General features: G+C 66.6%; 13 protein-coding genes and 3 pseudogenes. 7 read left to right on the plus strand and 9 right to left on the minus strand.

Features of this window, described 5'->3' with window-relative positions:
• Nucleotides 1–21: 21 nt before the first annotated feature.
• The 4 genes from EV140_RS05785 to EV140_RS05800 all read right to left on the minus strand — a co-directional run bounded on the left by EV140_RS05785 (nucleotide 22) and on the right by EV140_RS05800 (nucleotide 4,639).
• A complete protein-coding gene (locus tag EV140_RS05785; RefSeq protein ID WP_130282002.1) occupies nucleotides 22–882 on the minus strand; it encodes a sugar phosphate isomerase/epimerase family protein in 861 nt (286 codons plus the stop codon).
• Nucleotides 883–948: 66 nt separating this feature from the next.
• A complete protein-coding gene (locus tag EV140_RS05790) occupies nucleotides 949–2,013 on the minus strand; it encodes a substrate-binding domain-containing protein (protein ID WP_157985614.1) in 1,065 nt (354 codons plus the stop codon).
• An 89-nt stretch (nucleotides 2,014–2,102) separates the two neighbouring features.
• Nucleotides 2,103–3,161 (minus strand): ABC transporter permease, encoded by a 1,059-nt coding sequence (locus tag EV140_RS05795; RefSeq protein WP_198674364.1) that lies wholly within the window; start codon nucleotides 3,159–3,161, stop codon nucleotides 2,103–2,105.
• A complete protein-coding gene (locus EV140_RS05800) occupies nucleotides 3,158–4,639 on the minus strand; it encodes a sugar ABC transporter ATP-binding protein (protein WP_130282006.1) in 1,482 nt (493 codons plus the stop codon). Before EV140_RS05800 ends, EV140_RS05795 begins: the two co-directional genes overlap by 4 nt.
• Before the next feature lie 148 nt (nucleotides 4,640–4,787).
• On the opposite strand from EV140_RS05800, the gene EV140_RS05805 reads away from it, so the two are divergent.
• Nucleotides 4,788–6,053, plus strand: a complete 1,266-nt coding sequence (locus EV140_RS05805; protein WP_130282008.1) for an ROK family transcriptional regulator — start codon at nucleotides 4,788–4,790, stop codon at nucleotides 6,051–6,053.
• 77 nt (nucleotides 6,054–6,130) lie between these two features.
• On the opposite strand, the gene EV140_RS05810 is transcribed toward EV140_RS05805, so the two are convergent.
• The 5 genes and pseudogenes from EV140_RS05810 to EV140_RS05830 form a co-directional block, all read right to left on the minus strand.
• Nucleotides 6,131–6,409: a substrate-binding domain-containing protein gene (locus tag EV140_RS05810; RefSeq protein ID WP_241971322.1), complete on the minus strand. Its 279-nt coding sequence runs from the start codon at nucleotides 6,407–6,409 to the stop codon at nucleotides 6,131–6,133.
• Between the two features lie 67 nt (nucleotides 6,410–6,476).
• A pseudogene (locus EV140_RS05815) lies at nucleotides 6,477–6,770 on the minus strand (integrase core domain-containing protein); the annotation flags it as partial.
• A 4-nt stretch (nucleotides 6,771–6,774) separates the two neighbouring features.
• Nucleotides 6,775–7,364 (minus strand): annotated as a pseudogene (locus tag EV140_RS05820) (IS30 family transposase); the annotation flags it as partial.
• Between the two features lie 24 nt (nucleotides 7,365–7,388).
• Complete coding sequence (locus EV140_RS05825; RefSeq protein ID WP_157985615.1) at nucleotides 7,389–7,739, minus strand: integrase core domain-containing protein; 351 nt, start codon at nucleotides 7,737–7,739, stop codon at nucleotides 7,389–7,391.
• Nucleotides 7,723–8,166: pseudogene (locus tag EV140_RS05830) on the minus strand (IS30 family transposase); the annotation flags it as partial. The pseudogene EV140_RS05830 and the gene EV140_RS05825, both read right to left, overlap by 17 nt.
• 5 nt (nucleotides 8,167–8,171) lie before the next feature.
• Here EV140_RS05830 and EV140_RS05835 point away from each other — a divergent pair.
• The 6 genes from EV140_RS05835 to pstA all read left to right on the plus strand — a co-directional run bounded on the left by EV140_RS05835 (nucleotide 8,172) and on the right by pstA (nucleotide 15,005).
• Nucleotides 8,172–8,468 (plus strand): MFS transporter, encoded by a 297-nt coding sequence (locus EV140_RS05835; protein WP_130282014.1) that lies wholly within the window; start codon nucleotides 8,172–8,174, stop codon nucleotides 8,466–8,468.
• A 37-nt stretch (nucleotides 8,469–8,505) separates the two neighbouring features.
• Nucleotides 8,506–10,701, plus strand: coding sequence for an RNA degradosome polyphosphate kinase (locus tag EV140_RS05840; RefSeq protein WP_130282016.1), 2,196 nt, complete (start codon nucleotides 8,506–8,508; stop codon nucleotides 10,699–10,701).
• A gap of 69 nt (nucleotides 10,702–10,770) precedes the next feature.
• Complete coding sequence (locus tag EV140_RS05845; RefSeq protein WP_130282018.1) at nucleotides 10,771–11,721, plus strand: NUDIX hydrolase; 951 nt, start codon at nucleotides 10,771–10,773, stop codon at nucleotides 11,719–11,721.
• A 133-nt stretch (nucleotides 11,722–11,854) separates the two neighbouring features.
• A complete protein-coding gene (gene pstS / locus EV140_RS05850; protein ID WP_130282020.1) occupies nucleotides 11,855–12,931 on the plus strand; it encodes a phosphate ABC transporter substrate-binding protein PstS in 1,077 nt (358 codons plus the stop codon).
• Complete coding sequence (gene pstC / locus EV140_RS05855) at nucleotides 12,928–13,893, plus strand: phosphate ABC transporter permease subunit PstC (RefSeq protein ID WP_130282022.1); 966 nt, start codon at nucleotides 12,928–12,930, stop codon at nucleotides 13,891–13,893. Before pstS ends, pstC begins: the two co-directional genes overlap by 4 nt.
• Complete coding sequence (gene pstA / locus EV140_RS05860) at nucleotides 13,890–15,005, plus strand: phosphate ABC transporter permease PstA (protein WP_130282025.1); 1,116 nt, start codon at nucleotides 13,890–13,892, stop codon at nucleotides 15,003–15,005. The genes pstC and pstA overlap by 4 nt, the downstream gene beginning before the upstream one ends.
• Nucleotides 15,006–15,013 lie beyond the last annotated feature (8 nt).

Consider the following 15,013-nt stretch of genomic DNA (forward strand, 5'->3'; position numbering starts at 1 on the left):
CACTGCCTTTCGTAGCTCGGACTACGCGCTGGGGTTCGCGCGAGCTGCCAACTTCTGCTCGACGAGCGGACGCAGGTACTCGATCGAGGTGCGGGCGTCCTCGTCGGGCTCGATGCCACGGCGGTGGAACCCGGTCTCCATGGTCAGGAACCCGTCGAACTTCACATCGATCAGCGCGTCGATCAGGGACGGGAAGTCGCCCACACCAGACCCGGGAGGGAGCCGATCGTTGTCGGAGATGTGGATGTGCTTGAGGTTCTCGCCCATCTTGTAGGCGTAGTCGCTCAAGACCTCCTTGTTGTACATGATGTGGAAGGTGTCGAACATGAGCTTCACGTTGGGGCGGTCGACGTCTTCCATCAGCTCGATCGCATCGTCGGCGCTCATGCACAGGTTCGTGTCGTGCGAGGTCGGCTCGATCACGAGCGTCACACCGGTGTGCGCGATCGCGTCGGCGACCTCGGTGAGAACCTCGCGGCTCCACTTCCAGGCCTGACGACGCGTTGTGCCGAAGATGATCCAGCCGGGCAGGTAGATGAGGGTCTTGCCGCCCCACTGGGCGGTGATCTCGGCGAGCTCCTTGTAGTGCTCCACCGTCGCGCGGCGCTCTTCGATGTAGGGCGAGGCGGGGTTGTTCCCGGGCCCCCCGGACGGAGCCGGCAGCATGCTGGAGAGCTGAAGGCCGTGCTCGTCGAGGAGTTCGCGCACCTGCTTGCGCCGTTCTGCGCCGAGGTGCGGAGGGTAGGCGTGTGGCGCAGCGGCGCCGATCTCGATTCCGTCGTAGCCAAGTCCCGCGATGCGCTTGATCGTCTCGTCGAGGGTGTAGGCCGGAACCCAGACGAAGAAGCTGGAGTAGGCCCACGTGTTGTAGGAGATCTTCATTTCGTGTGTCCTTTCAGGAAGAAGTGTGGGGCCGGACGCTCACCGACGCATCCGGCCCCGGCGCGATCACTGGGGAGCGCGCCCCGTGTACTCTTCGACGTTGTCGGCGTTGATGAGGGTCGAGTCGAGCACGATGCGCTCGTCGATGGGCTCGCCGGCGCACAGCTTCGCGGCGGCGATGACCGACTCCTTCACGACGAGCGGGTATCCGACTGTCGCCGCGTACTCCCCCGCCTGGACGAGGTCGAGGGCGCCCGACTCTCCGTCGATCCCGTAGACCTTGATCTCGCCCTCGCGACCGGCCTCCTTGATGGCCTGGATGGCGCCGAAAGACATCTGGTCGTTGTGCGCGAAGACCGCGTCGATCTCGCCGGAGCCGAAACGCTGGAGGAAGTCCTCCATCACCTGCAGGCCCTGGGCGCGATCGTAGTTCGCCGTCTGGGTAGCGATGATCTCGACGTTCGAGCCCTCGAGAGCCTGCCGGAACCCATCGCCGCGATCGATCGTCGGCGATGCGCCCAGGCTGCCCGCGAGCTCGACGACGTTCGCGCCGTCGGGGAAGTCGGCGACGATGGCCTCGCCGCTCACGACCCCGGCATCGACGTTGTCGGACCCGATGTAGGTCGCCACCTCGGTGTCGACGGCGCGATCGGCCGCGATCACCTGGATGCCGGCGGCGGTCGCTCGGTCGACGGCCCCGGCCAGCGCCGCGGCGTCCTGCGGGGAGATGATCAGCACGTCGATGCCCTGCGCGATCATGTCGTCGACCTGACCGGACTGGACCGTGGAATCCCCCTGACCGTCGCTCACGGTGACGTCCATGCCGGGGAAGAACGCTTCCGCGAACTCGGGGATCTGCTGCGTCGACTTCGCGCCGTACGGGAAGGAGGCGCTGCTCCACGAGACGCCGACGGAGCAGTCAATCGACGCGGGGTCCGCCTCGAGCGCGAGCTGGGCTTGGCACTCCTCGCCGCAATAGATGCTCGGAGCGAGTTCGTCACCGACCGCCTCGTTCTCCGACGTGGATCCTGCAGACCCGGTCGACGTGCAACCCGCGGTCATCAGGGCGATGGAACCGATGGCCGCCGCCAGGACGAGCCGACTTCCTCTGTTGTTTCTCAGGTCGTGCATCATTGCACCTTTCTTCTTGGTGGTGGTGGTAGTGGTGAGGGAACTTCTCGTGAGCCCGGGGCCCGGGGAAGTGCTTCGCTACATGCCTGTCATAGCGCCGCGCGTGTCGCCTGAACCGGACTGGGGGAGGCGGGCTTCGCTCCCGATTTCGGCGCGGACGGCTTCCTCTCGCTCAGCCGTCGCCTCGTCGCCTGCACCGCGACCAGCACGGCGATGACGATGACGACGCCCTTGACGATCTGCTGATCGAAGGGCGAGATGCCGATCAGGTTCATGACGTTCGAGAGCACCGCGAGCAGGAGCGCGCCGAACACCGTCCCGACAGCGCCGCCGGTGCCGCCCATCAGGCTCGTCCCGCCGATGACGACCGCGGTGATGGCGTCGAGGTTCGCAAGGCTGCCCGCAGTGGGGTCGCCGACGCCGAGTCGTGAGGCCGTCATCACTCCAGCGAGACCCGCGCAGAGGCCGCTGATCGCGTACGCCATGACCAGGGTGCGCTTGGTGCGTACGCCCGCAAGGCGTGCGGCCTCGAGGCTTCCGCCGATCGCGTAGATGTAGCGACCGAAGGAGAGATAGCGGAGCACCAGGATGCCGACGATCGCGACTGTGACGAACACGAGGAAGGGTCCGGGGATGCCGAGCACGTTTCCGCTGCCGATCACCCGGAATATCTCAGCCGCATTGCTGAACTGCTGGGGTCCGCCGTTGGTCAGCCGCAGCGACAATCCCTGGATGGCGACCATCGTCGCCAAAGTCATGATGAAGGGTTGGATGCCCAGAACCGCGACGCCGAGCCCGTTCAGGATGCCGACGCCGACACCGACGAGCAATGCGACGATCATGGCGAGGGGGACGACCATTCCGTTGTTGATCAACATGGCGGTCGTGACACCCGAGAGCGCCAGGATCGACCCGACGCTCAGGTCAATCCCGCCGGTCAGGATGACGAACGTCATCCCGATCGCGATCACCCCCACGATGGCCGACTGACGGCCGACGTTCAGGAGGTTGCTGGGCTGGAAGAAGGCCGGGACGAAGACCGCGACGAGCACGACGATCCCGATGAAGATCACGATGGGGAGCCAGTTTCCGCGCACCTTCATCGACAAAGAATTCAAGGCGCCGTTGCCTGCGGTAGACGTGCTCATCGGTTTCCTCCCACTGCGTGGAACATGATCTCTTCTTCGGTTGCGCTCGCGCCGTCGAGCTCGGCCGCGATCCCGCCGTGATACATCACGAGGATCCGGTGACTCAGCGCAAGCACCTCGGGCAACTCCGAGGAGATGACGATCACCGCACGACCCTGCTCGCAGAGCGTCTGGATGAGCTCGTAGATCTCCTGCTTCGCACCGATGTCGATGCCGCGTGTCGGCTCGTCGAGGATGAGCACGTCGGCCCCCGCCTCCAGCCACTTCGCAAGCACGACCTTCTGCTGATTACCCCCAGACAGGGTGCCGACCGGCGCGCCGACGTCGCCGGCCTTGATGCGCAGCTTCGTGACGTACTCGGCCGCGGTGCGGCGATCGGCCGCGGGCTGAGACCGCGCGGCTCCGCGCTTGAGCATCCGCACGATCGGGATGTTGGCGGCTGTGGAGAGCGCGATGAACAGGCCCTGGCTCTTCCGCTCCTCCGGGACCAGCCCGATTCCGGCACGGATCGCCCGCAGTGGACTGTGGATCGTGGTCTTGGTACCGGCGACGGTGACCGTACCGCTCGTGATGGCGTCCGCGCCGTAGATGGCACGCGCGAGTTCGGTGCGTCCCGCGCCGCGAAGGCCCGCGATGCCCAGCACCTCCCCCGAACGGACGGAGAACGAAATGTCATCGAGCACGCCTGCGCGCGAGAGGTTCTTCACCTCCAGCGCCACGTCCCCGAAGGACTGGTTGACCGCACGAGGCGCCCGGGTGAACTCCCGACCGACCATCTTCGAGACGAGGTCGTCATGGTCGGTCTCGGAGATCTTCCCGGTGCCGGTCAGCTTGCCGTCCTTCAGCACGACGTAGCGGTCGGCGAGGCCGAAGACCTCGTCGAGGCGGTGCGAGACGAAGATCACGCTGACCCCGCGCTCCCTCAGGCCGTGAACGAGCGCGAGAAGATGGTCGACGTCCTCGCCGCCGAGAACCGCCGTGGGCTCGTCGAGGATCACGATCTGCGCCCGCCTGTGCAGCGCCTTCGCGATCTCGAGCATCTGCTTCTCCGCGATGCCGAGCTGACGCACCTTCATCGTGACGTCGACGGCCAGTCCGAGATCGCTCAGGAACGCGGCAGCCTCCTTGTTGGCCGCCCGCCAGTTGATGATCCCCCTTCCGGGGTAAGCGCCGAAGAGGAGGTTCTCGGCGACCGAGAGGTCGGGAAAAAGGCTGAGCTCCTGGTAGACGGTCGCGATGCCGAGGTCCTCGGCGGCTGCGGGGCCGTTGATCGTCGCGCGTCGTCCGTTGACGAAGATCTCGCCGGCGTCCGGAGCGTGGGCCCCCGAGAGGATGCGGATCAACGTCGACTTGCCGGCTCCGTTCTCACCGATCAGAGCGACCACCTGTCCGGGCTCGATCCCGAAGCTCACGTCGTCCAGTGCCTGGACTCCCAGGAAGTGCTTCGAGAGCCCCTTCACCTCGAGTCTGAGCGTCATCGTCGACCTCTTTCATTCGGCAGTCGTCTGTGGCTGTCTAGTTGCTGACCTTGACTTACTGTAGATAAGGTCTCAAACAGAAAAAAGACGCCCGAATTATTTCGTTTTCTGCATAAATCGGGACCAGTGAAGGGTCGATTCCACGCTAATGGGAACACTGTGGACAGAAGTTCAGCTTCTGAAGCCGGATCGCAACCTCGCACCCGATGCCCATGCCGCCCGCAGCGTCATCGCTCGGATGATCGCCGACGGCGGACTTGTGAGCCGGCGGGAGATCGTGAAGGTGACCGGACTCGCGCGGTCGACGATCGACGGCCACCTCGGCGTTCTGCTCGAGAACGGCCTCATCGAGGACGGCGGTCTCGGCGGGGGCAATCTCCGGGGCCGGCCCGCGCAGGTCTTCAAGGTCAGTGCGGCCAGGGGCGTCGTACTGGTGGCCGACGTCTCGATCGAGGTGACCCGCCTAGCGCTGACCACCCTGGACAAAGTGGTGGTCGAGCGGCGCGACATCGATATGCACGTCGAGGTAGGCCCCATGGTGCTGCTCTGCGCCATCTGCGACGCCTTCGCCGAGATGCTGCATGCCAACTCGCTCGTCGCGGACGATGCCCTGGCGATATCCGTCGGACTCCCCGGGCCGGTGGACTCGCATCTCGGCTTCGCCGTTCGCCCCCCGCTCATGCCGGGGTGGGACGGCTTCAGCGTCTGCAAGTTCATGGCGGAACGCTTCGTGTGCGACGTCATCGTCGACAACGACGTCAACCTCATGGCGCTGGGCGAGGCACGCGCCTACGGTGGCGCCCACCTCCCCCTGTTGATGATCAACATCAGTACGGGTGTCGGCGCCGGCTTCGTCAGCGAGAGCGGTCTGCTGCTGCACGGGGCCGACGGCGCCGCCGCCGACATCGGGCACATTCAGATGCGCGACATGAGCGACGTACTGTGCAACTGCGGCAATCGCGGCTGCCTCGAAGCGATCGCATCTGTAGGCGCGATGGCCGACCGCGTTTCGAAGACGCTCGGGACCGCCGTCGACCCGAAGGAGCTCATCGCGCGCCTTATGCTCGGCGACGCAACCACCGTGAGCGTCGTGCGCGAGACCGCATCCACCCTGGGGCGCGCGATTGCCGATTTGGTAAACTTCTGCAACCCGGCTCGGATCGTCATCGGCGGGGACGTCACCGAGTGCACCGAGGATGTGCTCTCGCAGATCCGCAGCGTCGTCTATCAGCAGGCACAACCACTGGCGACGCGGAACCTCTCGGTCACCCACAGCGCGCTGGGCAAGGAGGCCGGTCTGGTCGGCGGAATGATCTCGGCCATCGAGCAGGTGCTCTCGCCGCGAGGTATCCAATACCTCACCCGCCCAGCGGGCTCGACAATGCTGCCACTCGGTCTCCAGATCGGGGCCTAGGAGCTTTTCCTGGCGGGCGAGCGTGGTCGCAGTGCCCCATGGCTCGGGCAAGTCAGTGATTGGGTACCGCACCGCGGTCAGGCAAGCGCGGTCGATCCGCGCGTCACCAGCTTGGTTGGTACCGCATGCAACCCTGATTCCGCATCGCCGCTAATCGCCTCGAATAGGAGTTCCGCGGCTCTCCGGCCGACCATTTCGAGCCGCATATCAATGGTCGACAGTGGCGGACGCGCCTGCGTCGCGATGTGCTCCCAGTTGTCGTGACCCATGACCGCCACGTCGGAGGGCACGGAACGGCCGAGCTCCCGCAGGGAATCCAACGCTCCACGCGTGATCTGATCGCTGCCACAGAGCACAGCATCCAGATCGGAGAATCGTGCCAGCAGCGTGGGGCCAGCTGAAGGGGATGGGTGACAGTTTCAGTTAGGCCGCGAGGTCCACGGTGTTGGTCATGATGGTCTCGAAGTCGACGGGTGTCAATCGACCCAGGCGTGCTTGTCTGCGCCTGCGGTGGTAGGTCCTCTCGATCCAGGTGATGATCGCGATGCGCAGGTCTTCACGGGTTGTCCAGGACCGGCGGTTGAGAACGTTGTTCTGCAGCAGACTGAAGAAGCTCTCCATGGCAGCGTTGTCGCCAGCCGCACCGACTCGGCCCATCAATCCGATGAGGTTGTGGCGACGCAGGGCGAGGGAGAATTTCCTGGATCGGAATTGACTAGGTTCAACCGGTCGGTGCAGCACCAGGTTGTTGAAGTGAGCGCAACTGCTCCTCGAACACCTCGGCTGGTGTCTTCCAGTCGAGGCTTTTGCGGGGCCTGTTGTTGAGTGCGAGAGCGACGGCCTCGAGGTCCTCGGCGGACCACAGTGAGAGGTCGGTGCCTTTCGGAAAGTACAGCCGCCGCAGCCCGTTCGTGTTCTCGTTCGTCGGCCGTTGCCAGGGCGAGTTCGGGTCGGCGAAGAACACCTTCGTGCCAGTCTCGAGAGTGAATTGAGCATGAACGGAGAGTTCCTTGCCACGATCCCAGGTGAGCGTCTTGCGGAGCTGCTCGGGGAGCGCGGTCATCGACTTCGTCAGCGCGGCGTTCATCGCGACGGCGCCATAGCCCCCGAGCGCCGAGCCGTTCTTCACGGGTGGTATCTCGCGATACCCCTCCATGCAGGGCAAGTCCACAAGCAGGGTGGAGCGGCTCTTGCGTTCGACGATCGTGCCGATCGCGTACCGGCCGGCGCCGATGATCAATTCGCCTTCCCAGTGCCCAGGAACAGCGCGGTCTGCAGCCTCCGCGGGCGTTCGGAAAACACGACATCTGAACAGTCCCCGGTTCTCTGCCGTTCCTATGCGGGTGTCAGCACCGGCGGGTGTGACGTTTCGAGGTCAGCGAAGTAGTCGGCCTCGAACTCTTCAGGGGGAACAACCCCGAGGGTCGAGTGCAGGCGTCGGGCGTTGAACCACTCGACCCATGCAGCGGTTGCCCATTCGACATCATCGATCGTGCGCAGTGGTCCGGTTCGGAACGGTGATCCGTCGCGGATCGCTTCATACTTGAACAGTCCGATCGCGGACTTAGCGAGGGCATTGTCGTAAGCGTCGCCGACTGAGCCGATCGAGACGGCGGTGCCTTCCAATGCGAGGGTTTCGGCGAAGGAGACACTGGTGAATTGACCAGGTTCAACCGGTCGTTGCAACACCGGCTTCTTGGAGCAAGAGTAGTTGCTCGTTGAAGGCCTCGGCGGGAGTCCTCCAGCCGAGCGTCTTGCGTGGCCGTGTGTTCAGAGCGTGAGCGACGGCCTCGAGCTCTTCGGCGGACCAGCGCGAGAGATCTGTGCCCTTCGGGAAGTATTGGCGCAGCAGCCCGTTGGTGTTCTTGTTCGTCCCGCGCTGCCAGGGGGGCGACTGAGGGTCGGCGAAGAACACTGGAATTCCTGTCTCGACTCGGAACTGTGCGTGGGCGGACATCCCTTTCCCCCGGTCCCAGGTCAAAGACCGTGCCAACTGTGTTGGAAGGGTGGACATGGTGTTCGCCAGGGCGTTCTTCATCGTGAGCGCGCCATAGCCGGCCAACGCCGGCCCGTTCTTCGGTGTTTCCTTGTGTCGGTAGCCCTCTCCCCGCGGGGGAGGTGCTCGCCGCCTGGGGGCTCACGACATCGGTCGCCCAGCCCGCGCAGCGCTCGTACCTGAACGACATGATCCCGTCGGCGCAACGCGCAACCGTGCTGTCGTTCCACTCGCTGCTCGGTAGCGCCGGAGGAATCGGTACGCAGCCGGCACTCGGACGCGCGGCCGACCTGAACGGCTACGGGTTCTCCCTCCTGCTCGGCGGCGTCATCTCGGCGTGCGCACTGCCCTTCCTCGCCCTCAGCCGAGCACAGCGCGACCCGGCCGACGAGGCCACGACGCTCGTCGCCACCGAGTAGCAACCTTCCCGACACCCGCGGGTGCCAGAATGTGCGGATGCAGGACGAGGGCGGGGCCACAAGCGACGGAGCGCAGGTCGACGGCGGCGTCGACGGCGACTTCATGGACGACTACGACGAGACGACGAGCGTCGACGACGGAACGCTGCCGATCGAGCGCTACCTCGACCGCGAGTTGAGCTGGCTGCGCTTCAACCAGCGCGTGCTGGAGCTCGCCGAGGACCCCACCACCCCGCTGCTCGAGCGGGTCAATTTCTTGGCCATCTTCGCGACCAACCTCGACGAGTTCTTCATGGTGCGCGTCGCGGGCCTCAAGCGCCGCATCGTCACGGGCCTCGCGGTGCCGACGAACACGGGTCGGGCGCCCGGCGACGTGCTCGCCGACATCAATCGTCTCGCCCTCGAGTTGCAGCACCGCCACGTGCGGTGCCTGCACGAGTTGGTGAAACCCGAGCTGGACGACGAGAACATTCACATCGAGTCGTGGGCCGACCTGAACGACGACGACCGTGAACGGGTCGACGAGATCTTCTCGACCAAGATCTTCCCGGTGCTCATGCCTCTCGCGGTCGACCCCGCGCACCCCTTCCCGTATATCTCGGGCCTCTCGCTGAACCTCAGCGTGCGTGTGCGCAACCCGAAGACCGAGAAGGTCGAGTTCGCGCGCCTGAAGGTGCCGACCGTGCTGCCGCGCTTCGTGCAGCTGCCGGATGACGGCTCGGGCCGCGTGCGGTTCTTGACGATCGAAGACCTCATCTCGAACCACCTCGATGAGCTGTTCCCGGGCATGGAGGTGCTCGAGCACCACGAGTTCCGCCTGACCCGCAACGAAGACGTCGAGATCGAAGAAGACGAGGCCGAAAACCTCATCCAGGCGCTCGAGCGCGAGCTGCTGCGTCGTCGCTTCGGCCCGCCGATTCGTCTCGAGATCACCGACGACATGGATGACGTCACCCTCGGACTGCTCGTGCGTGAGCTCGGCATCACCGAGAACGAGGTGTACCGCCTGCCCGCCCCGCTCGACTTGGGCGGGCTCTTTCAGATCGCGAAGCTCGACCGCCCGCACCTGAAGTACCCCAAGCACGTGCCCGTGACGGCGCTGCAGTTGCAGCCCGCCGAGCCGAACGCGAAGCCCGACGTGTTCAGCGCGATCGCCGCCGGCGACATTCTCGTGCACCACCCGTACGAGTCGTTCGCGACCAGCGTGCAGGCCTTCCTCGAGCAGGCCGCCGCCGACCCGAACGTGCTCGCCATCAAGCAGACGCTGTACCGCACGAGCGGTGACAGCCCCATCGTCGAGGCGCTCATCGATGCCGCCGAGGCGGGCAAGGCGGTGCTCGCTCTCGTCGAAATCAAGGCGCGCTTCGACGAGCAGAACAACATCGAGTGGGCGCGCAAGCTCGAAAAGGCCGGCGTGCACGTCGTGTACGGGCTTGTCGGATTGAAGACCCACTGCAAGCTCGCCCTCGTCGTGCGTCAGGAGAAGAACGGCGCACTGCGCTACTACTCGCACGTCGGCACGGGCAACTACAACCCGAAGACCAGCCGGCTCTACGAAGACCTGGGGCTGTTCACCGCCGACGACCAGGTCGGCAAAGACCTCACGCGCCTGTTCAACGAGCTGTCGGGCTACGCGATCGAGAAGAAGTACAAGCGGATGCTCGTGGCGCCCCGCTACCTCCGGCGCGGCCTCCTGAAATTGATCGCCACGGAGACGAAGAACGCCAAGGCGGGCTTGCCCGCGGGCATTCGCATCAAGGTGAACTCGCTCGTCGACGAGGCCATCATCGACGCGCTGTACCGCGCGAGCCAGGCGGGCGTGCCGGTCGACATTGTGGTGCGCGGCATCTGCGCGCTCGTGCCGGGCGAAGAGGGCCTGAGCGAGAACATTCGCGTGCGCAGCGTGCTCGGCCGCTACCTCGAGCACTCGCGCATCTTCGCTTTCCACCACGGCGGCGACCCGCAGGTGTACATCGGCAGCGCCGACATGATGCACCGCAACCTCGACCGGCGCGTCGAGGCGCTGATCCGCCTGACCGACCCCGCCCACCTTGAGCAGATCGACCAGCTGTTCGCGGCGACCCTGTCGGACCGCACAGCGTCGTGGCACCTGACGCCCGATGGCGAGTGGCAGCGCGTCGCCTCGCGCAGTGACGGCCGTCCGCTTGCCGACCTGCAAGACACGATGATGACCCGCATCAGCAGCCGCCGACGGGCCGTCACCGCCCGGTAGTCGCGAAATGGTGTCCCTTTCTCGGTAGCCTGACGGAATCCGCCGCCCCTCAGACGGGAAGACGACCGCATGACCCCCACCCCTCAGGCCCCCGTGCGGGCGGCCGGCGCCGTGCTATGGAAGATCGTGGACGGCAAGGTGCGCGTCCTCGTCGTGCACCGCACGCAGCACAAGGACGTCTCGCTGCCCAAGGGCAAGGTTGACCCCGGGGAGACCCTGCCCCACACGGCGGTACGCGAGATCGCGGAGGAGACCGGTTTCAACGTCGTCCTCGGCGCCCCGCTCGGCACCGTCGAGTATCGACTGCCCGGCGGTCGGCCGAAGACCGTGCACTACTGGTCGGCCGAGGTCGACCCGGGCGCCGCTGAACGGCACACCTACGAGGCGAACGGTGAAATTCTCACCCTCGAGTGGGTGCCGCTCGCGAAGGCCGAGAAGAAGCTCAGCTACGAGCACGACGTGGATGTGCTCGAGCGCTTCGCCGCCCAGGCCGAAGCCGGGCGCGCCCGCACCTTCCCACTCGTCGTGCTGCGGCACGGCAAGGCGATGCCGCCCGAGCAGTGGGACGGCCCGGACGCCACGCGCCCGCTGCTGCACCGCGGCCTCGAACAGTCGGCGTCCGTCGCCGGCGGAATCGCCGCCTACGGTCCCGAAGTGCTCGTGACGTCGGTCGCCGCGCGCTGCGTCGCCACGATCGCGCCGACCGCCGCCGCGACGGGCGCCCCCGTCAAGGAGGTGCGCAGCATCAGCCAGGACGCCTACCGCGCCGACGGCGAGCGCGTGCGCGCCCAGGTGGTGAAGCGCCTCGAACGCCGACTCGGCACGGTGCTGTGCAGCCACGGGCCCGTGATTCCGCAGATCATCGAGGCGGCGGCCGAGTTCGGCGGGGCCCACCTCACGCCCGAGCTGTGGCGCAGCGCGGCCCTCTCGACGGGCGACTTCACGGTGCTGCACTTCTCGCGCGAGACGGAGCGCCCCTGGCTCGTGGCTGTTGAATCGCACCGCCCCGCCGTCGACTAACCGCGATTCGTGGATGCCCTCCGAGCATCCCGTTAACCTTCCGTTTACCTTTGGTTGCGATTGTGCTTGACTGCGGGACGACGCCGACGCAGCGTCTCCCGCTTTTCTGTGCGCTCCCCACGAAAGGACCCGGGTGGATACTCCGCGCCGACTCATCAGCGCGCTGGCCATCACCGCCGTTCTCGCGACCAGCGGGTGCGCGGTCAATGAGCTGAACCGTGGCGACAGCAGCGGAACGCTCGCAGGCACCCTCGACGGCGCCGGGTCGTCGGCCCAGGCATCCGCCCAAGCCGTCTGGATCGCCGAAATCCAGAACGCCAACGGCCGCCTCACCGTGAACTACGAGCCCTCCGGGTCGGGCGCCGGGCGCGAAGCGTTCCTCGCCGGCGGCCTCGACTTCGCGGGCAGCGACTCGGCCCTCACCGCGGCCGAGGCAGAGAACGGGCTCGGCGCGTGCGTTCCCGGCACGGGCGCAATCAACCTGCCGCTCTACATCTCGCCCCTCGTCATCATCGTGAACATCGAGGGCGTGGATGCACTGAACCTGGATGCCGCGACGGCCGCGTTGATCTTCCGCGGTGAGATTCGGCAGTGGGATGACCCGCGCATCCAAGAGCTGAACCCGAACGCCGCGCTGCCGAGCGCCACCATCACGGCCGTGCACCGGTCGGACGCGTCGGGCACCACCAAGAACTTCACCGACTACCTGGCCCAGGCGGCGCCCGACGAGTGGCAGGCCGACGCGGCTGACGCGTTCCCGTACGGCGGCGAGTCAGCGCAGGGCAACTCAGGTGTCGTGAACGCCGTCACGAACGGCCGCAACACGATCGGCTACGTCGACGCGTCCCGCGCGGGTGATCTCACCATCGCCGCCCTCAAGGTGGGTGACGAGTTCGTGGCCTACACGAGGGAGGCCGCGGCACGCGTGGTGGAAGCATCCCCGCTCGAGGAGGGACGTGCCGACGACGACCTCGCCATCGCCATCGACCGCACCACGACCGAGCCCGGCGCCTACCCGCTCGTCCTCGTGAGCTACCTCATCGCCTGCCGCGAATACCCGAACCCGGCAGACGCCGAACTCGTGCGCGGCTACCTCAGCTGGGTGGCGAGCCCCGAGGCGCAGGAACTCGCCGCGGAGTTCGCCGGCTCAGCGCCACTGTCGGAGGGCTTCACCGACCGCGTGCTCGACGCCATTGAGGGGATCCGATGACCACTCCCGCCCCCGGCCAGGCGCCAGCCGCGCCGACCGGTCAGATCGACGCCGTTGAGCGCCGCGGAGACCGGGTGTTCAGCCGCATCGCGGTCGGCGCCGGCACCGCGATCCTCGTCGCGCTCGCCGCCGTCGCCGTCTTCCTCATCGCCCAGTCGCTTCCCGCGCTCTGGGCGCCGGAAGGCTCATTCCGCGGCACCGACGGCACCTTCTGGGACTACGTCGCCCCCCTCGCGTTCGGAACGGTCTGGGCCGCCGCACTCGCCCTCCTCATGGCCGTGCCGCTCGCCGTCGGAATCGCGCTGTTCATCTCGCACTACGCGCCCCGCCGCCTCGCGCAGCCGCTCGGCTACATCATCGACCTGCTCGCCGCCGTGCCGAGCGTCGTCTACGGCCTGTGGGGTATCACGGTGCTCGCACCGGCCACCGTGCCGCTGTACGAGTGGCTCGCCGAGAATGCCGGATGGTTCCCACTGTTCGCGGGGCCCGCATCCGGAACCGGGCGCACCGTCTTGACGGTCGCGATCGTGCTGGCCGTCATGGTGCTGCCCATCATCACGGCTCTGTGCCGCGAAGTGTTCGTGCAGACGCCCACCCTCCACCAGGAGGCCGCCTACGCCCTCGGCGCCACGTGGTGGGAGATGGTGCGGATGACCGTCTTCCCGTACGCGCGCTCGGGCATCATCTCGGCCTCGATGCTCGGTCTCGGCCGCGCGCTCGGCGAGACCATGGCGGTCGCCATGGTGCTGTCTCCGTCGGCCATCATCAGCTTCGCGGTGATTCAGAGCGAAAATCCCTCGACCATCGCCGCGAACATCGCGCTGAACTTCCCCGAGTCGGCCGGCATTCAGGTGAACGCCCTGATCGCGACCGGCCTCGTGTTGTTCGTCATCACCCTCGTCGTTAACTCGGTGGCCCGCTGGATCGTGAGCCGCCACGAGCGATCGCTGGAGTCGCGATGACCCAGACCGCCCCCCGCCCCGCGACATCCAGCCGCTCGGCTGGTGCGCCCGTCGACGGCGCCAACGCGTACGTGTCGGGCCGCCTGCCCCGCTGGGCCGCCCCCGGGCTGACCGCCGCATGCCTCGGCGGCGCGATCACCGTCATGGCGCTGCTCGCCGCGGCGGGAGCGATCGCCGAGTTCTCGCTCGTGCTCGCCATCGCGATCGGCACCATCGCGTCGATCGTGCTCGTCACCGCGATCTCCCTCATGGCCGAAGGTCGCCGCGCCGCCACCAACCGGTTCATGATCGCGCTCGTCATCTCGGCGTTCGTGCTGGCGCTGCTGCCGCTCGTCTCGGTTCTGTCGACGGTGCTCGTCAACGGCTCTGCGCGCTTCGACCTCGAGTTCTTCACCTGGTCGATGCGGTCCGTCATCGGCGAGGGTGGAGGCGCGCTGCACGCCATCGTCGGCACCCTGCAGATCACCGCGTGGGCCACCCTCATCTCGGTGCCCATCGGCCTGTTCGCCGCGATCTACCTCGTCGAATACGGCCGCGGGCCCCTCGCCCGAGCGATCACGTTCTTCGTCGACGTCATGACGGGCATCCCGTCGATCGTGGCCGGACTGTTCGCCTACGCGCTGTTCGTGCTCATCTTCGGTGAGGGTGTGCGCATGGGCTTCGCCGGCTCGGTCGCGCTGAGCGTGCTGATGATCCCGGTCGTCGTGCGCTCGAGCGAAGAGATGCTGAAGCTCGTGCCCGACGAGTTGCGCGAGGCGGCGTACGCGCTCGGCGTGCCGAAGTGGCTCACGATCGCCAAGGTCGTCCTGCCGACGGCGGCCGCCGGCATCATCACCGGCATCACGTTGGCCATCGCCCGCGTCATCGGCGAGACGGCGCCGTTGCTCATCGTCGCCGGCTTCACCGCGAGCATGAACTACACCGTGTTCAGCGAGCGCATGCAGTCGCTGCCGGTGTTCGTGTACACGCAGTACGCCAACCCCGGAAGCGACGTCGAGTTCTACCTCGAACGGGCCTGGGCCGGCGCGCTCACCCTCATCATCATCGTCATGGCGCTGAACCTCATCGCCCGCCTGATCACCCGTCTCTTCCAACCGAAGGCTGGGCGCTGACGCGCGCC

Origin of the sequence: Microcella alkaliphila, assembly GCF_004216855.1 — a bacterium.
Taxonomy (GTDB): Bacteria; Actinomycetota; Actinomycetes; order Actinomycetales; family Microbacteriaceae; genus Microcella; species Microcella alkaliphila.